Annotated in this window: 16 protein-coding genes; 4 read left to right on the forward strand and 12 right to left on the reverse strand. The window is 72.1% G+C overall.

Features of this window, described 5'->3' with window-relative positions; genetic code table 11:
• Positions 1-48: 48 nt before the first annotated feature.
• Positions 49-663: a dihydrofolate reductase family protein gene (locus tag ACF1G2_RS18375; protein WP_391799249.1), complete on the forward strand. Its 615-nt coding sequence runs from the start codon at positions 49-51 to the stop codon at positions 661-663.
• A 16-nt stretch (positions 664-679) separates the two neighbouring features.
• On the opposite strand, the gene ACF1G2_RS18380 is transcribed toward ACF1G2_RS18375, so the two are convergent.
• Positions 680-2,200 (reverse strand): alpha/beta fold hydrolase, encoded by a 1,521-nt coding sequence (locus tag ACF1G2_RS18380; protein ID WP_391799250.1) that lies wholly within the window; start codon positions 2,198-2,200, stop codon positions 680-682.
• Positions 2,201-2,301: 101 nt separating this feature from the next.
• On the opposite strand from ACF1G2_RS18380, the gene ACF1G2_RS18385 reads away from it, so the two are divergent.
• The gene (locus tag ACF1G2_RS18385; protein ID WP_391799251.1) at positions 2,302-3,108 is read left to right on the forward strand and encodes a pentapeptide repeat-containing protein; all 807 of its coding nucleotides are present in this window, start codon (positions 2,302-2,304) and stop codon (positions 3,106-3,108) included.
• A gap of 22 nt (positions 3,109-3,130) precedes the next feature.
• On the opposite strand, the gene ACF1G2_RS18390 is transcribed toward ACF1G2_RS18385, so the two are convergent.
• Both ACF1G2_RS18390 and ACF1G2_RS18395 read right to left on the reverse strand, forming a co-directional pair.
• Positions 3,131-3,907 (reverse strand): GNAT family N-acetyltransferase, encoded by a 777-nt coding sequence (locus ACF1G2_RS18390; RefSeq protein ID WP_391799252.1) that lies wholly within the window; start codon positions 3,905-3,907, stop codon positions 3,131-3,133.
• 306 nt (positions 3,908-4,213) lie between these two features.
• Positions 4,214-5,029, reverse strand: coding sequence for a DUF4239 domain-containing protein (locus ACF1G2_RS18395; RefSeq protein ID WP_391799456.1), 816 nt, complete (start codon positions 5,027-5,029; stop codon positions 4,214-4,216).
• A 160-nt stretch (positions 5,030-5,189) separates the two neighbouring features.
• Between ACF1G2_RS18395 and paaK the strand changes: the two genes are divergently transcribed.
• Positions 5,190-6,479 (forward strand): phenylacetate--CoA ligase PaaK, encoded by a 1,290-nt coding sequence (gene paaK / locus ACF1G2_RS18400; RefSeq protein WP_391799253.1) that lies wholly within the window; start codon positions 5,190-5,192, stop codon positions 6,477-6,479.
• Between the two features lie 39 nt (positions 6,480-6,518).
• Here the strand turns inward: paaK and ACF1G2_RS18405 are convergent, their stop codons facing one another.
• The 5 genes from ACF1G2_RS18405 to ACF1G2_RS18425 form a co-directional block, all read right to left on the reverse strand.
• Positions 6,519-8,021, reverse strand: a complete 1,503-nt coding sequence (locus ACF1G2_RS18405) for a fatty acyl-CoA synthetase (RefSeq protein WP_391799254.1) — start codon at positions 8,019-8,021, stop codon at positions 6,519-6,521.
• Positions 8,022-8,092: 71 nt separating this feature from the next.
• Entirely contained in the window at positions 8,093-9,190 is a 1,098-nt protein-coding gene (locus ACF1G2_RS18410) for a calcium:proton antiporter (protein ID WP_391799255.1), read from the reverse strand.
• A gap of 131 nt (positions 9,191-9,321) precedes the next feature.
• A complete protein-coding gene (locus ACF1G2_RS18415) occupies positions 9,322-10,347 on the reverse strand; it encodes an aldo/keto reductase (protein WP_391799256.1) in 1,026 nt (341 codons plus the stop codon).
• A 67-nt stretch (positions 10,348-10,414) separates the two neighbouring features.
• Entirely contained in the window at positions 10,415-11,962 is a 1,548-nt protein-coding gene (locus ACF1G2_RS18420; RefSeq protein ID WP_391799257.1) for an acyl-CoA synthetase, read from the reverse strand.
• Positions 11,959-13,068, reverse strand: a complete 1,110-nt coding sequence (locus ACF1G2_RS18425; RefSeq protein WP_391799258.1) for an NAD(P)H-dependent flavin oxidoreductase — start codon at positions 13,066-13,068, stop codon at positions 11,959-11,961. The genes ACF1G2_RS18420 and ACF1G2_RS18425 overlap by 4 nt, the downstream gene beginning before the upstream one ends.
• 170 nt (positions 13,069-13,238) lie before the next feature.
• Here ACF1G2_RS18425 and ACF1G2_RS18430 point away from each other — a divergent pair, with 170 nt between their 5' ends.
• Positions 13,239-15,029 carry a serine hydrolase gene (locus ACF1G2_RS18430; RefSeq protein WP_391799259.1) on the forward strand — a complete coding sequence of 597 codons (1,791 nt, stop codon included), beginning with the start codon at positions 13,239-13,241 and terminating at the stop codon, positions 15,027-15,029.
• A gap of 70 nt (positions 15,030-15,099) precedes the next feature.
• On the opposite strand, the gene ACF1G2_RS18435 is transcribed toward ACF1G2_RS18430, so the two are convergent.
• From ACF1G2_RS18435 to tdh, 4 genes are all read right to left on the reverse strand, one after another.
• A complete protein-coding gene (locus ACF1G2_RS18435; RefSeq protein ID WP_391799260.1) occupies positions 15,100-15,999 on the reverse strand; it encodes a proline iminopeptidase-family hydrolase in 900 nt (299 codons plus the stop codon).
• A 107-nt stretch (positions 16,000-16,106) separates the two neighbouring features.
• A complete protein-coding gene (locus ACF1G2_RS18440) occupies positions 16,107-17,015 on the reverse strand; it encodes a LysR family transcriptional regulator (protein ID WP_391799261.1) in 909 nt (302 codons plus the stop codon).
• 4 nt (positions 17,016-17,019) lie between these two features.
• On the reverse strand, positions 17,020-18,219 hold the full coding sequence (locus tag ACF1G2_RS18445) for a glycine C-acetyltransferase (RefSeq protein WP_391799262.1): 1,200 nt from the start codon (positions 18,217-18,219) through the stop codon (positions 17,020-17,022).
• A gap of 20 nt (positions 18,220-18,239) precedes the next feature.
• Complete coding sequence (gene tdh / locus ACF1G2_RS18450) at positions 18,240-19,268, reverse strand: L-threonine 3-dehydrogenase (RefSeq protein WP_391799457.1); 1,029 nt, start codon at positions 19,266-19,268, stop codon at positions 18,240-18,242.
• Between the last annotated feature and the right edge of the window lie 40 nt (positions 19,269-19,308).

The following is a 19,308-nucleotide window of genomic DNA, read 5'->3' on the forward strand; positions in this document are numbered from 1 at the left end:
TCGTCGCACGGGGCCGGTGGGGCGAGGCTGTCCTGGTATGACTCGGACATGACGCGCATCATCGCCGACATCTCGGTCTCGCTCGACGGCTTCGTCACCGGTCCCGATCCCGGTCCGGAGAGCGGTCTGGGCAGGGGTGGCGAGGCCCTGCACACCTGGGCGTTCTCCGACGACGCAGAGGACCGCCGGATCCTGCGCGAGGGGACCGTCCGCTCGGGGGCCGTCGTCCTCGGTCGTCACCTCTTCGACCTCGTGGACGGGCCGCAGGGCTGGGACGACACGACCGGTTACGGCGCCGGCGAGGTCGGCAGGCCCGCGTTCGTGGTCGTGACGAGTTCGCCACCGGAATCGGTGCGTCTCACCGATCTCGACTGGACCTTCGTCACCGGCGGTCTCCCCGAGGCCGTCGCCGTCGCGCGCGAACGCGCCGAGGCCGCCTCCTCGGTCAGCGACGAGGACCTCGACGTCGTCCTCATGGGCGGCGGTGCGACGATCGGCTCGGCTTTCGAGGCCGGGCTCGTCGACGCGCTGTCCCTGCACCTCGCACCCGTCGTCCTGGGCTCCGGGACGCCCCTGTTCACCGGCGGAACCCCGCGCACGCTGGTGCGGCGGAGCGTGACCCCGACATCGACCGCGACCCACCTGATGTACGACGTCCTCTGACCGCTGCCAGAGGGTGTCAGATGCCGAACTCCCTCAGCGCGGCGAGGAACTCGACCGGCCGGGAGGTGTGGATCTCGTGGCCCGTCCCGATCGTGACGAGGCGGCCCTCGGGCAGTCGGTCCGCCATCCAGAGCAGCCGCTCCTGCGCGAGACGGCTGCTCTCGCCCCCGGCCAGGACCAGGGTCGGTGAGGTGATCTCGCTGACGCCCTCGCGCCAGGCGGGGTCCGGCTCGTTCAGCTGGGCGTTCGTCGCGAGGACGACCTCCCAGTCGAGAACCGGGGGGCCTTCGGGGCGCTCCGCGTGGCCGCGCGGCGGGTCCAGCGGGAAGAAGACGGGCGCCTCCTCCAGGACCAGCCGGCCGATCAGGCTCGGTTCGTCCATGGCGAGGAGGTAGGCCGCGGCGCCGCCCATCGAGTGGGCGACCACGTCGGCGCCGCCGAGATCCAGCGCCTTCATGAACCCGCGCAGCTCGTCGCGGAACGCGTCGAAGCCGTACGGGCCGGTCCAGTCGCTGAGGCCGTGCCCGCGCAGATCGACGGCGTACACGCGGCGGTCGCCGGCCAGCTCCTCGGCGATCCGCACCCAGTCGGCGCCGCTCCCGCCGCGGCCGTGGACCAGCACGACGGGCGGGGCACCCTCCTCGCCCCACACCCGGTACGCGAGGCGCACGCCGTCCACGGCGACCGTGCGTACCTCCGGGTCGAGGAACGCGGCGACCGGACGGGCGAAGGCCGCCGCGTCGTCGACCCAGGGGAAGTGCCCCGCGCCGCGCTGGACGGCCACCTCGGCGTGCGGGAAGCACTCCGCGAGCTCCGCCGCCCGCGCCGGGGACGGACCGCCGTCGTACTCCCCCGCCAGGATCAGGACCGGCGCGGTGAGGGCGCTCAGCGCCGCCCGGGTCGCCCCGGGGTCGAAGGCGCCGGGTGCGTAGTAGGCGGCCGCGGCGTCCCAGTGGATCTCGTCGGCCGCCGCGGCGGCGTGGGCCCGGGCGGCCTCGTCCCACCGTCCGTAGGCGAAGGGGGAGGCGATCTCCATGACCCGCGCCATCGGTGTGTCGGTGCCGATCGTCGCGAGGCCGGCCCGCGCCCCGGCGTACCAGGGCTGGTCCGCGAAGACCTCCCCGGCCCGGTCCCACTCCTCGTCCGTGATGTCGATGCCCACCGCCCTCGTGCCCGGGGTGACCAGGACGAGGGAGCGGACCCGCTCGGGGTGCGCCGCCGCGTAGAGGGTGGCCAGGTTCCCGGCGGCCGAGTGGCCGAGCAGGTCGACGCTGTCCAGGCCGAGGTGGTCGCGGAGCGCCTCGACGTCCGCCACCTGCCGGTCGCAGCGGTACGAGGCGGGGTCCGCGGGTACGCCGCTCGCACCGGTGCCGCGGAGATGGAGCACGATCAGCCTGCGACGCGCGGCAAGGCCGCCGAGCTCGCCGAAGTACGTGGCGTCGCGCATGGGGCCGCCGGGCAGGCAGACGAGCGGCTCGCCGTCCCCCCGTACGTCATAGGCGAGTTCGGTCCCGTCGTACGTCGTGAAGGTAGGCATGGCACCGATCGTCGGCGAGGCCCGATGATCTTCGCAACCGATTTCACCCACGGCGCGATACGGTGGCAGTCCACCCCCGTCGACGAAGGAACAGCACACCCATGCCCGAGACCCTCCGAGGCGACTGCGCCAACTGCTTCGGACTCTGCTGCGTCGCGCTCCCCTTCGCGAAGTCCGCGGACTTCGCGGTGAACAAGTCCTCGGGCGAGCCCTGCCGGAACCTCCAGGGGGACTTCCGCTGCGGCATCCACACCAGGCTGCGGCCGAGCGGTTTCTCGGGGTGCACGGTGTACGACTGCTTCGGGGCAGGCCAGAAGGTCTCCCAGGTCACCTTCCACGGGGTCTCCTGGCGCGAGGCCCCGGAGACCTCGCGCCAGATGTACGAGGTGTTCCCGGTGATGCGGCAGCTCCACGAGCTGCTGCGCTACCTCACCGAGGCGCTCGCCCGGCCCGCCGCCCGCCCGGTCCACGGCGAGCTGCGGCATGCCCTCGCCCGGGTGGAGCGGCTGACGGAGGGGTCGGCGGACGACCTGGAGAAGCTCGACGTCGCCGCCGTGCGCGGTGAGGTCAACCCGCTCCTCCTGAGGACGAGCACGCTGGTGCGGGCGACCGCGGGCGGCAAGGCCAGGAGCCGGCGGGGCGCGGACCTGATGGGGGCACGGCTCAGAGGAGCCAAGCTGCGGGGCGCGGACCTGCGCGGCGCTCTGCTGATCGCCGCCGACCTCACGGGCGCGGACCTGTCCCTCGCCGATCTGATCGGCGCGGATCTGCGCGACGCCGAGCTGTCCGGGGCGGACCTCACCGGCGCCCTGTTCCTCACCCAGCCGCAGCTGAACGCGGCCCGCGGCGACGGCACGACCCGCCTGCCGGAGGGCTTCGAGCGCCCCACCCACTGGGCGCGCCCGTAGCCACCGGCCGGCGTGCCACTCCCTAGGGGGCGTACACGTACGGCGTGGTCGTCGTGAGGGCGGCGAAGCCGAGGCGCTGGAGGATGGGGCGGCTCGTCTCGGCCGCGTCGACCTGGACGAAGCGGTGGCCCCGCTCGAGGGCGATCCGTGTACGGAAGGCGACAAGCGCCCGGTACAGGCCCTTGCCCCGCCAGGGCTCGACCGTGCCGCCGCCCCACAGGCCCGCGAAGTCCGTGCCGGGGTAGAGCTCGAGGCGCGCGGCGCTGACGGGTTCGTCGCCGGCCATGGCGAGTACGGCGGCGACGGTGTCGGGGGCGGCGGCCAGCTGGCCGAGGAGCTGCCGGCCGATGTGGGAGCTGTCACCGCCGAAGGCCCGGTCGTGGACCTCGGTCACCAGCTTCACCCCGGCGGCGTCGGTGACGGGGACCAGTGCGACGCCCTCGGGAAGGTCCACGGAGGTGGGCAGCGTCGCCGCCTCGGCGACCATCAGGGTCTCCGGATCCTCGGCGGTGAAGCCGGCAGCGAGGAGGCGCTCGGCGAGGTCGGCCGGGCCGTCGTGCCCGTACACCTTCCACTCGAAGGGCAGGCCGAGCTCCGTGAAGTGCCGGATCTGTCCGGCGATGGCCTCGTCGGCGTCCCGCTCCTGGAGGCCGGACCAGAGGACCCCGTTCCAGGCGTGGGCCGGGCCGGTCTGCCGTACGACCGGGCCGACCCGCTCCACCCGGGTGCCGGGCCCGTCCGGGCGGGCGCCGAGGCGCAGTTGACGGTCGAAGAGGGCGCGTAGCGCTGCGTGGTCCATTCACGGCACTCCAGCACCCGTGTCGGGGCGCGGCAAGTGGATTTCCGCGCCCCGACGAGCCGGGGGGTGTGAACCGTCGGGTCAGGCGCGCGGACGCACGTCGACGTCGACCGGACCGATCATGAGTCGTCACGTTCTCGTCACTATCCGCATCCAGATGTGACGCATTGTTGCCCATGGCATAGGTACGCGGCCCTGCGCGCCGCAGCACGCGCGGGAGGGGGCGCCGCGCGAGCGCCGTGCACGCTCCGCCGGTCGGGCGTCGTCGCACGGCGGACGCCACGTCGTCGCACGGCAGGCGCCACGTCACCGCACTGCGGACGCCTCCCGGGCGGGCTCCCAGAACTGCGCCAGCGCGCCTTCCCGGTACGGAGCGGGGCTGACGCTCAGCTCCCCCGCGAAGGGCCGGTCGAGGACGACGACCAGGAGGAGGCTGAAGCCGATGAGCGCCGCCACCGAGGCGACGAACAGCAGCTGCATCCGCCGGCTCCGCATGCCGTAGAGGAAGGTCAGCGGGATGATCACCAGGGCACCTCCGACGGCGAGCACCTGAAGGAGGGGCGGCAGCTGCTGGCCGGCCATGGTGAGCCGGGCCCGGCGGTCGCCGGCCACGCCGTCCAGCGTGGCGACCGCCTGGGCGTAGAAGGCCTTCTGCGACTCGGTGACGGGCTCGTACGCCTGCAGGGCGTCGTACAGCTCCTCGAGCCTCCGTCCGGTGACGGAGTAGTCCGCGGTGCCCTCGCGCATGAGCGGCCACTGCACCTCGACGACGGTGTGCACATAGCCGGAGGCCGCCGCGTTCACCCGGGCCTGTTCCGCCGGCGGGAAGGCGCGGGCGTCCCGCACGATCAGCGCGACACCGGTCGCCTCGGCCGCGACGACGTTCTGGGTGTTCTCCATCTGGGTCCACAGGGTGACGATGACGAAGGCGAGGATGATCCCGTAGATGGCGCCGAACATCCCGAGGACGACACCCACCATGTCGTTGTGCTCGCCGTCGGCGAGCCGGGGGTGTCTGCGGCGCAGCAGCACGCTGCCGGTGAGTGCCGCGAGTACGGTGCCGCCGACGATCAGGACGGCGAGGGTGAGGGTACCGACGTGGTTGAGCAGCCAGAGAATCACGGTCACTCAGCGTAGGGGGGCGATCACGGGAGCAGAAAATCGGCGCCACCCTCTTGCCATGCGCCCGGTCGAGCCGGATTTACTGACCTCACTACATCTACCGAATGATCGGTAGTCCGATTTCAGACGTTCAGGGCGTTCGGACGGGAGTGGGCGGCACATGACGGATCTGCTGGACAGCGGCGAACGGCTCGGACGCGAGGAGCTTGAGGCACTCCAGCTGGAGAGGCTGCGCGCCACGCTGCGCCACGCGTACGGGAACGTGGACTTCTACCGGCAGTCCTTCGACAAGGCGGGGATGCACCCCGACGACTGCCGCTCACTGGCCGACCTCGCCCGCTTCCCGTTCACCGTCAAGACCGACCTGCGGGACCACTACCCCTTCGGGATGTTCGCGGTCGACCAGTCCGAGGTCCGGCGCATCCACGCCTCCAGCGGGACCACGGGCCGCCCGACGGTGGTCGGTTACACCGACCGCGACCTGGACACCTGGGCGGACGTCGTGGCCCGCTCGATCCGCGCGGCGGGCGGCAGGCCGGGGCACAAGGTCCATGTGGCGTACGGGTACGGCCTGTTCACCGGCGGTCTCGGCGCGCACTACGGCGCGGAGCGGCTCGGCTGTACGGTCATCCCCGCCTCGGGTGGCATGACGGCACGTCAAGTGCAGCTGATCCAGGACTTCAAGCCCGAGATCATCATGGTCACGCCCTCGTACATGCTCACCCTGCTCGACGAGTTCGAGCGGCAGGGGGTTGATCCGCGGACGACCTCGCTCAAGGTCGGGATATTCGGCGCCGAGCCGTGGACCGAGGCGATGCGCCAAGAGATCGAGGAGCGCTTCGCCATCGACGCCGTCGACATCTACGGGCTCTCGGAGGTGATGGGTCCGGGCGTCGCGCAGGAGTGCGTGGAGACCAAGGACGGCCTGCACATCTGGGAGGACCACTTCTACCCCGAGATCGTGGACCCGTTCACGGGAGAGGTGCTGCCGGACGGCGAGGAGGGCGAGCTGGTGTTCACCTCCCTCACGAAGGAGGCCATGCCCGTCATCCGGTACCGCACCCGCGACCTGACCCGGCTGCTGCCGGGCACGGCGCGGGTGTTCCGGCGGATGGAGAAGGTCACGGGCCGCAGCGACGACATGGTGATCCTGCGCGGGGTGAACCTCTTCCCCACCCAGATCGAGGAGATCGTCCTGCGGACGACCGCGGTGGCCCCCCACTTCCAGCTGAAGCTGACCCGGGAGGGGCGGCTCGACGCGCTGACCGTCCGGGCCGAGGCGCGCCCTGACGCCTCCCCCGAGCAGCGGGCGGAGGCGGCCCGGACGATCGCGCAGGCGGTGAAGGACGGTGTCGGGGTCTCGGTCGCGGTCGAGGTGGTCGACCCCGAGACGCTGGAGCGGTCGGTGGGCAAGATCAAGCGGATCGTGGACCTGCGGGGCGAGCACTGACCGGCTTCCCCTCCGGAGGGGAAGCCGGTCGCGCCGCCGTCAGGAGGCGGCGAAGCGGTCGCGCAGCTCGCGCTTGAGGATCTTTCCGCTGGCGTTGCGCGGCAGCTCGTCCACGAAGAGGACCTTCTTCGGGGCCTTGAAATGGGCGAGTTTCTCACGGGCGTGGGCGAGGAGTTCGGCCTCGGTCACCCCGGCCGCGCGGGGGACGACGACGGCGGTGACCGCCTCGATCCAGCGGTCGTCCGGCAGACCCACGACGGCGACCTCGGCGACTCCCGGATGGGTGTACAGGGCGTCCTCGACCTGGCGTGAGGCGACCAGCACACCGCCGGAGTTGATGACGTCCTTCACGCGGTCCACGACCGTGTAGTAGCCCTCCGCGTCGCGCACGGCGAGATCGCCCGAGCGGAACCAGCCCCCGCGGAAGGCGGCCCTGGTCTCGTCGTGCTTGTCCCAGTAGCCGTCGCACAGCTGCGGTGAGCGGTAGACGATCTCGCCGGGTGTGCCGTCGGGGACCTCCGCCCCGTGCTCGTCGACGACCTTGGCCTCGACGAACCGCACCGGCTTCCCGCAGGAGTCCATCCGGCCCTCGTGCTCGTCGGGGCCGAGGACGGTGGCGAGCGGACCGATCTCGCTCTGCCCGAAGCAGTTGTAGAAGCGCAGCCCGGGCAGCCGTTCGCGCAGCCGCTCCAGCACGGGCACGGGCATGATCGACGCGCCGTAGTACGCCTTGCGCAGGGCGGAGAGGTCGCGGCCGGCGAACTCCGGGTGGTTGGACAGCCCGATCCACACGGTCGGCGGCGCGAAGAGGCTGTCGGCGCGGCCCTCCTCGATCAGGTCGAAGAGCGTCTTCGGATCGGGCCCGTCGACGATGGTGTTCTCGGCGCCGACCGCGAGGTAGGGCATCAGGAAGACGTGCATCTGCGCGGAGTGGTAGAGCGGCAGCGAGTGGACGGGCTTGTCGTCCTCGTGCAGGTCGAGGGCCTCGATGGCGCTGGCGTACTCGTGGACGAGCGCCCGGTGGGTCATCCGGGCGCCCTTGGGCAGGGCGGTCGTGCCGGAGGTGTAGAGCAGTTGGACGTACTCGCGGGCGTCGCGGTCGGTGTCGTACGTGTCGGGCTCGGCGAGCGCCGCGAGGAAGGAGTCCTCGGTGTCCCGCAGGGCCCGCACCGCCAGGTCGGCCGGAACCCGGTCGGCGAGCGCGGGGTCCGCGAGGACCAGCGAACTGCCGGACTGACGCAGGATGTAGTCGAGGTCGTCGCCGGTGAGGTGGTGGTTGACGGGGACGTGGATCAGATCCGCGCGGGAGCAGGCGAGGAAGGCGATGAGGTACGCGTCGGAGTTGTGGGCGTACGTCGCGACGCGGGCCCGATCCTCGAGCCCGTACCGCTCGCGCAGCACGGCGGCCGCGGTGGTCACGGCCGCGTCCAGCTCGGCATAGGTCCAGGCGCGGTCCGCGTACCGCAGGGCGATCCGCTCGGGGGTGCGCTGGGCGCTCATGCGCAGGACGCCGTCGACGGTCCGGGTGAGGAGTCGTTCCATGCCGGGATCCTCGGCGGCCCCGTGCGACGGGTCAAGTACCGGTGCAGGCCGGGTGCGTTGCCGAGCCCGCGTCAGGGGCTGAACGACAGGAAGACGAACGCGGCGAAGATCGCGAGGTGGACGCCACCCTGGAGCAGGGTGGCCCGGCCGGGCACCACGGTCAGCGCGCTCACGACGGCGGTGAGCACGAGCAGGACCATGTGGACGGCCCCGACGCCCAGGACCAGGGGTCCGGAGAGCCAGATCGAGGCGAGGGCGATCGCCGGGATGGTCAGGCCGATGCTGGCGATCGCGGAGCCGTAGGCGAGGTTGAGGCTGGTCTGCATCCGGTCCCGGCGTGCGGCGCGCACGGCGGCGAGCGTCTCGGGGAGCAGCACCATCAGGGCGATGATCACGCCGACGACGGCCTTCGGCAGGCCGGCCGACTCGACGCCGTCCTCGATGGTCGGCGAGATGATCTTGGCAAGACCCACCACCGCGACGAGCGCCAGCAGGAGCAGGCCGAGGCTCGCCACGGTCTCCCGGACGCTCGGCGGATCGGCGTGGTCGTCCTCGGACTCGTGCCCGGGACGCGCGACGGGGAGGAAGTAGTCGCGGTGCCGGAAGGTCTGGACGGCGACGAACACTCCGTACAGACAGAGCGAGGCGACGGCGGCGAAGGCGAGCTGCGCCCCGGAGAACTCGGGGCCGGGGTGGCTGGTGGTGAAGGTCGGCAGGACCAGGGTCATCGTCGCGAGCGTGCAGACCGTGGCGACGGCGCCGCCGGACCCCTCGGCGTTGAAGACGGCGACGCGGTTGCGCAGGGCGCCCACAAGAAGGGAGAGCCCGACGATGCCGTTGCAGGTGATCATGACTGCGGCGAAGACGGTGTCACGGGCGTAGGTGGAGGCCTTCTCGCCACCGCCTGCCATCAGGGTGACGATCAGTCCGACCTCGATGACCGTGACGGCGACCGCGAGGACGAGCGAGCCGAAGGGCTCGCCCACGCGGTGGGCGACGACCTCGGCGTGATGGACGGCGGCCAGGACGGCGGCGAACAGACAGGCCGCGACGAGGCCGATGACGAAGCCCGGGAGACCACGCCCCCATGTGAGCCCGAGGGTGACGGCCGCAAGGACCGGTCCCCACGTCGTCCACTGCCGTACCAGCCCCGCCTCGCTCGAACTCATGCCCTGCATCCTGCCATAAAGGAGACATTCGCCGACTTGCGGCCTATGCTCCACCCCGCTCCGTCTACCACCCGGCTCCGTGCTCCATGCGGTCCCGGTGCCCCACGCGGTCCGGGACCGGCGGCGCGTGGTCAGCCGAGCCGGCGCCCGTCGACGTTCGGGTGGCTGTCGCCGAACACCCACGGACTCGTCCCGTCGATGAAGTCGTGGGGGAAGCCGCGCGTGAACTCCGTCGCCGCCTCCAGCCGCTCCACGACCTCCTGGGGCAGCGTCACCTCGAGTGCGCCGAGGTTGTCCTTGAGCTGTTCCGCCGAGCGGACGCCGACGATCGGGAGCACGGCCCGGGACCGGTGGCGCACCCAGGCGAGCGCGACCTGCGAGGGCGTGACTCCCAGTTCGTCGGCGGCGTCCTGCACCGCGCGCGCGACAGCGAGGTCCCGGTCGGAGAGGGAGTCGACGGAGTACCGCGAGGTCGCGCCCGGTCCGCCCGGCCGGGTGTACTTGCCGGAAAGGACGCCGCCGGCCAGCGGACTCCACGCGGTGACGCTCATGCCGAACTCCTCGGCCATCGGCAGCAGTTCGCGCTCGACGTCGCGCTGGAGCAGGCTGTACGGCACCTGAAGGCCCGCGAAGGGCTGCCAGCCGCGCCACTCCGCGAGGGTGTTGGCGCGGGCGACGAGCCAGGCGGGGGCGTCGGAGATGCCGACGTAGAGGACCTTGCCGGCGCGCACGGCGGCGTCGAGGGCGCTCATGGTCTCCTCGATCGGCGTGTGCCGGTCCCAGATGTGGACCCAGTAGACGTCGACGTGGTCCGTGCGCAGCCGCCTGAGGCTCGTCTCCAGGGAGCGGACGAGGTTCTTGCGGTGGTTGCCGCCCGCGTTCGGGTCGGTCGCGTCGCGGGTGACGGTGTACTTGGTGCCGAGGACGAACCGGTCGCGCCGCCCCGCGAGCAGCTCGCCGAGGATCGTCTCGCTCTCGCCGCCCTGGTAGTTCACGGCCGTGTCGATGGCGTTGCCGCCCGCGTCGGCGTACAGGTCGACGATCCTGCGGGCCTCCTCCGGCGAGGTGCCGACGCCACCCTCCTCACCGAAGGTCATCGCGCCGAGCATCAGCTCGGACACGCGCAGGCCGGTTCGGCCGAAGAGTCGGTAGCGCACAGCGGGACACACCTTCCGGGGCCGGGGCACGACGGTTCGACTGTACGTGAACCGGCCCGGAAGCCGGCTAGAGCGGGCGCTCGTGACCCTCCCAGTAGGGCTCCCTGAGCCTGCGCTTGTAGAGCTTGCCGTTCGGGTCCCGGGGCATGGCGGCGATGAAGTCCAGCGACTTGGGGCGCTTGTAGCCGGCGAGGCGCTCCTCGCAGTGCGCCAGGATCTCCGCGGCGAGCGCGTCGCCCGCTTCGTGGCCCTCGGCCGCCTCGACGACGGCCTTCACCTCCTCGCCCCAGTCGGCGTGCGGGATACCGAAGGCCGCGGCGTCGGCGACCGCGGGATGGGTCAGGAGCGCCGACTCGATCTCGGCGGGATAGATGTTGACCCCGCCCGAGATGATCATGTCGATCTTGCGGTCGCGGAGGAAGAGATAGCCGTCCTCGTCGAGGACGCCCAGGTCGCCGACCGTGAAGAAGTCGCCGATGCGGTTCTTCGCCGTCTTCGCCTCGTCCTTGTGGTACGAGAAGCCGCCGGTGCTCATCTTCATGTAGACGGTGCCGAGTTCGCCGGGCGGGAGGCGGTTGCCGTCGTCGTCGAAGACGGCGAGTTCGCTGATGGGCCACGCCTTGCCGACCGTGCCGGGCTTCTTCAGCCAGTCCTCGGCGGTGGCGAAGGCGCCGCCGCCCTCGCTGGCCGCGTAGTACTCCTCCACACAGCTCCCCCACCAGTCGATCATCGCCCGCTTGACGTGGTCGGGACAGGGCGCGGCGCCGTGGATGGCGTGGCGCATCGACGAGACGTCGTACCGGCTCCGCACCGCCTCGGGCAGCGCGAGCAGCCGGTGGAACTGGGTGGGGACCATGTGCGTGTGGGTGCAGTCGTGGGCGTCGATGAGCCGCAGCATCTCCTCGGGGGTCCACTTGTCCATGAGGACGAGCGGATGGCCGATGTGGAGCGCGGCGCCGGCGAACTGCAGCACGGCCGTGTGGTAGAGCGGCGAGCAGACGAGGTGCACGTTTCCGTCGAAGGGCCTGATCCCGAAGATGCCGAGGAAGCCTCCGAGGTACGTCTCCTCGGGGAGCTTTCCCGGCAGCGGGCGGCGGATGCCGCGGGGGCGGCCGGTGGTGCCGGAGGTGTAGTTCATGACCCAGCCGAGGGTGCGGTCCTCCGGGACGGACTCCGATCGCCCGTCCAGGAGTTCGGCGTACGGCCGGAACCCCGGCACCGTTCCCACGGCGTAGCGGTGGGTGGCGGGCAGGCCCGCCTCGTCGGCGGCGGCCGTCGCCGCGGGCCCGAACCGCTCGTGGGCGACGAGGACCTTGGAGCCGGAGTCCGCGACGATCCAGGCGATCTCGGGCCCGACGAGGTGGTGGTTGACCGGGACGAGATAGAACCCGGCCTGGGAGGCGGCGAGATACGCGGCGAGGAACTCCACGCCGTTGGGCAGGACGACGGCGAAGGCGTCGCCCCGCTCCAGGCCGGCCGCGCGCAACCCGTGGACCAGCCGGTTCACGTCGGCGTGGAGCCGTCCTGCCGTCCACTCCTCGCCGTCCGGCGCGATCAGCACCGTACAGGCGGGGTCGGCGGTGGCCTGGGACCAGAATCCGTTCGTCTGACTCACGGGGCACTCCGTCCGGCGATGCGGTTGATGCGGTCGACGGCCTTCTCGAACCCGCTGGTGAGCTCGTCGAAGACCTGCTGCACACTGCGCTCGGAATTCATCCGGCCGACGATCTGCCCGACCGGCGTGCCGAGCAGCGGATCGACCTCGTACTTCTGGATACGGGAGACGGCCTCGGCGACCAGCAGCCCCTGGAGCGGCATCGGGAGGGTGCCGGGGCCCGCCGGGTCGTCCCACGCGTCGGTCCACTCGGTGCGGAGCTGGCGGGCGGGCTTGCCGGTCAGGGCGCGGGAGCGGACGGTGTCGCCGGAGCCGGCGGCGAGGAGCTTGGCGGTGAGGGCGCGCGAGTGGAGATCGGCCTCGGTGGTGGTGAGCCAGAGCGAGCCGAGCCAGACGCCCTGGGCGCCGAGCGCGAGCCCGGCGGCGATCTGCTCGCCGCTGCCGATGCCGCCGGCGGCGAGGACGGGCAGCGGGGAGACGGCGTCGACGACGTCGGGGGTGAGGACCATGGAGGCGATCTCGCCGGTGTGGCCGCCGGCCTCGTACCCCTGGGCGACGACGACGTCGATGCCTGCCTCGGCGTGGTGGCGAGCGTGCCGGGCGCTGCCCGCGAGCGCCGCGACGAGCACGTCGTGGTCGTGGGCTCGCCGGACCACGTCGGCGGGCGGGGAGCCGAGGGCGTTGGCGAGGAGCTTGATGGGGTAGTCGAAGGCGACGTCGAGCTGGTTGCGGGCGACCTGCTCCATCCAGCCGGTGATGCGCCAGCCGGAGGCCTCGCCTTCGGCGAGTTCGGGTACGCCGTGCTTGGCGAGGGTGGTGCGGACGAACTCGCGGTGCCCTTCGGGGATCATCGCCTCGACGTCGGACTCGCTCACCCCTTCGACCTTCTTCGCGGGCATGACGACGTCGAGCCCGTACGGCAGTCCGTCGGTGTGGTCCTGCATCCAGTCGAGGTCGCGGGCGAGTTCGTCGGGGGCGGTGTACCGGACCGCTCCGAGCACGCCGAAGCCGCCGGCTCTGGTGATGGCGGCGGCCACCGCGGGAAAGGGCGTGAAGCCGAAGATGGCGTGCTCGATCCCCAGTTTTTGGCTCAGCTCCGTCTTCATGGGCGGCAGGATGCCGCAGGGGATCGGCCGAGGGAAGAGATTTTCTGATGCAGTGTCAGATTCTTTGCCCGACCGCCCGCTTCCTTGACGCCCCCTCACCCCGGTAAGAAAGTTTCAGCCGTTGCGCGTGTGGCCGAAGGATTCTTTCAGAGGCGTGGGAGAGGGTAGGCATGACGGAGGAATCGGCAGGAGTCGCGGTGGGCCGGGGCATCGGTCGCCGGGCGTTCGGCGGCCGGGTGCTCGCCCTGGGAGGTGCGTTGATGGTCGGCTCGATCCCGGGGGCCGCCGCGGCCTCCGCGCCCGGGGGCGGACGGACGACCCTGCGGCACGGATCCGCCGAGCGGGCCGGGCTGCTGCCGGAGCACCTGGACCGGCTGGTCGCCGACGCCGAGGCGTTCCTCGGCCCCTCCCCCCGGCACCCCTGGTACGCGGGAGCGGTGCTGCTCGCCGGGCGCGGCGGAACGGTCGCGCTGCACCGGCCGATCGGGGCGGCGGTGCGATACGCGGGGTACGACGAGACGACGGACAGCGGGATCGAGCTGCCCGCGGAGCAGCAGATCCCGATGGCGGCGGACACGGTCTTCGACCTGGCGTCCGTCTCGAAGCTGTTCACCTCGATCCTGGCGGTGCAGCAGATCGAGCGCGGGGCGCTCGATCTGGAGGCGCGGGTCACGAGGTACCTGCCGGAGTTCGGGGGCGGCGGGAAGCAGGACGTCACGGTCCGTCAGCTGCTGACGCACACCTCGGGGTTCCGGGCCTGGATCCCGCTCTTCAAGGAGCCGACGCGCGAGGGGAAGCTGCGGCTGCTCTGGGCGGAGACGCCGGCCAGCCCGCCCGGGACCCGCTACCTCTACTCGGATCTGAACCTGATCTCGCTGCAGCTGATCCTGGAGGAGATCACCGGCCGCACCCTTGATGTCCTGCTCCGGAACGAGATCACCGCTCCGCTTCGGATGCACCGCACGCGTTTCAATCCCCCGCTCTCCTGGCGGCCGAAGATCGCGGCGACGGAGGACGCCCGGCTGCCCTGGTCCGGGCTCGACCGCGGCATGGTCTGGGGAGAGGTCCACGACGAGAACGCCTACGGCCTGGGCGGGGTGGCCGGCCACGCGGGCGTGTTCTCCTGCGCCTGGGACCTCGCGGTCCTCGCCCGCACCCTGCTCAACGGCGGTGCGTACGGCGACGCCCGGATCCTGACCCCCGAGTCCGTGGAGCTGATGTTCACCGACTTCAACACCGACTTCCCGGGCGACGAGCACGGTCTCGGCTTCGAGCTCTACCAGCACTGGTACATGGGCGCGATGGCGACCCCGCACTCGGCCGGCCACACCGGGTTCACCGGTACGAGCCTGGTCCTGGACCCCACGACGGACGCGTTCCTCGTCGTGCTCGGAAACTCCGTCCACCCGGTCCGCTCGTGGCGTTCCGGCTCGGCGCCCCGGGTCGCCGCGGCGAACAACCTGGCCCGGGCGGTGCCCGTCCGCCCGGCGCACGGCCGGACGGCCTGGTTCTCCGGCATGGCGAGCGCGACGACCTCCACGCTGACGCTGCCGGCGCTCGGCGGTACGGAACGGCTGGAGTGCGCCCTGTGGTGGGACACCGAGCCGGGGGTGGACGCCGCCCTCCTGGAGGCGTCCACGGACGGCGGCGCGACCTGGGGGCCGGTCCCGTTCACCACCGTACGGAGAGGGCAGGAGCCACGGGAGCGCGCGGCCGGCTCGGTGAGCGGCTGGTCCGGGCGCGTCTGGCACGAGGCGTTCGCCGACCTGACGGCCCTGGCCGGCGCCGCCTCCGTACAGCTGCGGTGGCGGTACACGACGGACAGGCTCTACGTCGGACGCGGCGTGTACGTCGACGGTCTGCGGGTCCTCGGCCGCTCGGGGCGCCCGATCTTCGACGCCTCGCGCCCCGCGGACGCGTCCCGGATCGAGGCCGTGGGCTGGGCCAGGTCGGCGGACTGAGCCGCTCGCGCGGGGCGGGGTGCGCTCGCGCAGGGCGGGCTGCGAGACGTCGAGGCGGGGTCGGCCGGGTTCAGGCCGCGACCCGCTCGGCCTCCACCCGGGAGAGGAAGCCCTCCACGACCTGACGGTAGTGCTCCGGCTCCTCGACGGAGGCCATGTGGGCGCTCTCCTCGAAGAGCGCCCACACGGCGCCCGGAATGCTCTCCACCACGGGGCGGACCACCGCGGGGGTCACCATGTCGTGGCGGCCTGAGGTCACCAGGACCGGCAGGTCGATCTCGCCCAGCCGGTCGGCGACGCTCCAGTCCTTCAGGCTGCCCGTGACGTTCCACTCCGGGCCCCACAGCGCCGCGTTCACGTCCTCCCGCATGGCGAGCACGGAGCGCACCAGGTGTTCGGGCCAGGGGTCGAGGCGGCAGAGCCAGCGCTGGTAGAAGGCCATGGTGGCCCCCAGGTAGGCGTCGTCGTCGGTCGTCCCCTCCGCCTCGCTCCGGTCGATGACCTCGCGGATCTCGGTGGGGAGGGAGTCCTTCAGCCGCCGCGCCTCGGCGGCGTACGCGGGCGCGTCGGCGACCACGCCCGCCAGGACGAGGCCGGCCACGCCGGACGGCCTGCCGAGGACGTACTCCAGGGCCACCTGGCTGCCCCAGGAGTGGCCGAGCAGATGGACGCGGTCGAGCCCGAGCTCCCGGCGCAGTGCGCCGATCTCGGCCACGAACGTCTCGAGGGTCCACAGCGCGGGGTCCTGCGCCTGTTCGGACCTGCCGCAGCCGAGCTGGTCGTAGAAGACGACGGCGCGACCACCTCCGTCGGCGAGCGCCCCGAGGTCCTCCAGGTAGTCGTGCGACAGGCCGGGGCCGCCATGCACAACAAGGAGCGGCGGCTTCCCGTCGGGGCCGGGGAGCCTGCCGACGACCCGGTACCAGGTGTGGAAGCCGCGGAACGGCACGGTGCCTTCGGTGACGGCCATGGGGCCTCCTGGGGAGATCCGGCGTTCCTCCCATCATGGGCAGGGCGCGCGGGAGCGCGCACGCGCAGGTCCCGGCGTGCCCCGGCCTGCCGGGGCGGCCGCCGGCCTCAGCCTGCCGGTGCGGCCGCCGCCCGCAGGGCCGCGAGGACCGGGCTGATGAGGGGGTGCTCCTCGGCTCCCCTGCGCACGGCGGCGAAGACACGGCGGGTGGGCGCCACGCCGTCCACCGGGCGGATCACCACCTCGTCGAGGGGCGCGCCGCGCAGCGCGGAGCGCGGCACGAGCGCCACGCCCGCGCCCGCCGAGGCAAGGGCGACGACGGCCCGGAAGTCGTCGGAGGAGTGCTCGAGGCGGGGTTCGAAGCCGGCGTACTCGCAGGCCAGGACGGTCACGTCATGGCAGGGGTTCCCGGCGGACTGGCCGATCCAGGCGTCCTTGGCGAGATCGGCGAGGGCGATCCGCTCGTCGCCGGCGAGCGGGTGCCCGGGCGGCAGGACGGCGTCGAACGGCTCGGCGTACAGCGGTACGCGGGTGAGCCTGGCGTCGTCCTCGCCGGGAGCGCCCCGGTACTCGACGGCCACGGCGACGTCGACCTGGCGGTCCAGGACCATCAGCAGGCTCTCGTCGCCCTCCGCGTCCCGTACCCGGACCCGTATGCCGGGCGACGTGCGGGCGAGGCCGCTGATGGCGGGGGCGACGACCAGGCCGATGCCGGTGGCGAAGGCCGCGACCGTGACCGTGCCGGCCTCGCCCGACCCGTAGGCGGCGAGCTCGGACTCGGCGCGCTCCAGCTGGGCGAGGACCGCGTTGGCGTGGCTGAGGAGGATCTCCCCCGCCGGGGTGAGCCGCGCCCCGCGGGCGTTGCGCTCGACGAGGCGGTGGCCGGTCTCCTGCTCCAGGGCGGCGAGCTGCTGGGAGACGGCCGAGGGGGTGAGATAGAGCGCGGCGGCAGCCGCCGTGACGGTGCGGTGGTCGGCCACCGCCCGGAGGATGTGCAGCCGCCGCGCTTCGATCATGCCCCTAGTTTCGCAGGGCGGCGCGCGCGTCGACGAACGCGTCCACAGCCCGGTTCACATCATCGGACGAATGGGCCGCCGAGAGCTGGACCCGGATGCGGGCCTGGCCCTGCGGGACGACCGGGTACGAGAACCCGATCACGTACACACCGCGGTCCAGGAGCAGCTCCGCCATCCGTCCGGCCTCGGACGCGTCGCCGATCATGACGGGCGCGATGGCGTGGTCGCCGGGGAGGATGTCGAAGCCCTCCGCGGTCATCCGGGTGCGGAAGAGCTCGGTGTTGGCGCGCAGCCGCTCGCGCAGGTCGCCGGCGGACTCCAGCAGGTCGAGGACCTTGAGGGAGGCGGCGGCGATGACCGGCGCCAGGGTGTTGGAGAAGAGGTACGGGCGCGAGCGCTGGCGCAGCAGGGCGACGATCTCGGCACGGGCGGCGACGTAGCCGCCGGAGGCGCCGCCGAGGGCCTTGCCGAGGGTGCCGGTGACGATGTCGACCCGGTCCATGACGCCGTGCAGCTCGGGGGTGCCGCGACCGCCGGGGCCGACGAAGCCGACGGCGTGGGAGTCGTCGACCATCACCATGGCGTCGTAGCGCTCGGCCAGGTCGCAGATCTCGCCGAGCGGGGCGACGTAGCCGTCCATCGAGAACACGCCGTCGGTGACGACCAGCTTGCGCCGGGCGCCGCCCTCCGTGGCCTCCTTGAGCTGCTGCTCCAGGTCGGCCATGTCGCGGTTGGCGTAGCGGAAGCGGCGGGCCTTGGAGAGGCGGATGCCGTCGATGATCGAGGCGTGGTTGAGGGCGTCGGAGATGACGGCGTCCTCGGGGCCGAGCAGCGTCTCGAAGACACCGCCGTTGGCGTCGAAGCAGGAGGAGTAGAGGATCGTGTCCTCCTGGCCGAGGAACGAGGAGAGACGGGCCTCCAGCTCCTTGTGCACCTCCTGCGTGCCGCAGATGAAGCGCACGGACGCCATGCCGTAGCCCCAGCGGTCGAGGGCCTCGTGGGCGGCGGCGATCACCTCGGGGTGGTCGGCGAGGCCGAGGTAGTTGTTGGCGCAGAAGTTGAGCACCTCGCCAGGCTGACCACCGGCGGTGACGGCGACGGTCGCGGACTGAGGCGTGCCGATCACGCGCTCGGGCTTGTGCAGCCCGGCGGCGCGGATCTCGTCGAGGGTGGTACGGAGGTCGTCGCGTACGGAAGTGAACATGGTTCGGTCCTTTGAGGGGATCAGACGGTCCAGTCGAGGATGATCTTGCCGCCCTTGCCGGACGCGGCGTCGTCGAATGCGGCCTCGAAGTCGGTGTACGCGTAGCGGCCGGTGATCACCGGGGCGAGGTCCAGTCCGCCCTCCAGGAGGACGGACATGGCGTACCAGGTCTCGAACATCTCGCGGCCGTAGATGCCCTTGATCGTGATCATGGAGGTGACGATCTTCGCCCAGTCGACGGAGAAGTCCTCCGCGGGCAGACCCAGCATGGCGATCTTGCCGCCGTTGGTCATGTTCGCGACCATGTCGCGCATGGCGCGGGGGTTGCCGGACATCTCCAGGCCGACGTCGAAGCCCTCCTTGAGGCCGAGCGTGCGCTGGCCGTCGGCGATCGTCTGCTCGGCGACGTTCAGCGCGAGCGAGACGCCCGCCTTGCGGGCGAGCGCGAGGCGCTCCTCGCTGACGTCGGTGATGACGACGTTGCGCGCGCCGGCGTGCTTGGCCACGGCCGCCGCCATGATGCCGATCGGGCCCGCGCCGGTGACGAGGACGTCCTCGCCGACGAGCGGGAAGGAGAGCGCGGTGTGCACGGCGTTGCCGAACGGGTCGAAGATCGCGGCGATGTCGAGGTCGACGGGGACGCGGTGCACCCAGACGTTGGACGCGGGCAGCGCGACGTACTCGGCGAACGCGCCGTCGCGGCCGACACCGAGGCCGACGGTGGCGCGGCAGAGGTGGCGGCGGCCGGCCAGACAGTTGCGGCACTTGCCGCACACGAGGTGGCCCTCGCCGCTGACCAGGTCGCCGATGGCGATGTCGGCGACGTCACGGCCGGTCTCGACGACCTCGCCGACGAACTCGTGGCCGAGGGTCAGCGGCGCGGCGATGGTCTTCTGCGCCCAGCCGTCCCAGGAGCGGATGTGCAGGTCCGTCCCGCAGATGCCGGTCCGCTTGACCTTGATCAGTACGTCTCCGGCGCCGATCTCCGGCTCCGGTACGTCCATGAGCCAGAGTCCCGGCTCCGCGTTCTGCTTGACCAGCGCCTTCAATGCCATGGCTCCCGACGTGCGTGTCCTGTGACCTTCGGGG

Origin of the sequence: Streptomyces sp. NPDC013457, from assembly GCF_043089925.1 — a bacterium.
Taxonomy (GTDB): domain Bacteria; phylum Actinomycetota; class Actinomycetes; order Streptomycetales; family Streptomycetaceae; genus Streptomyces.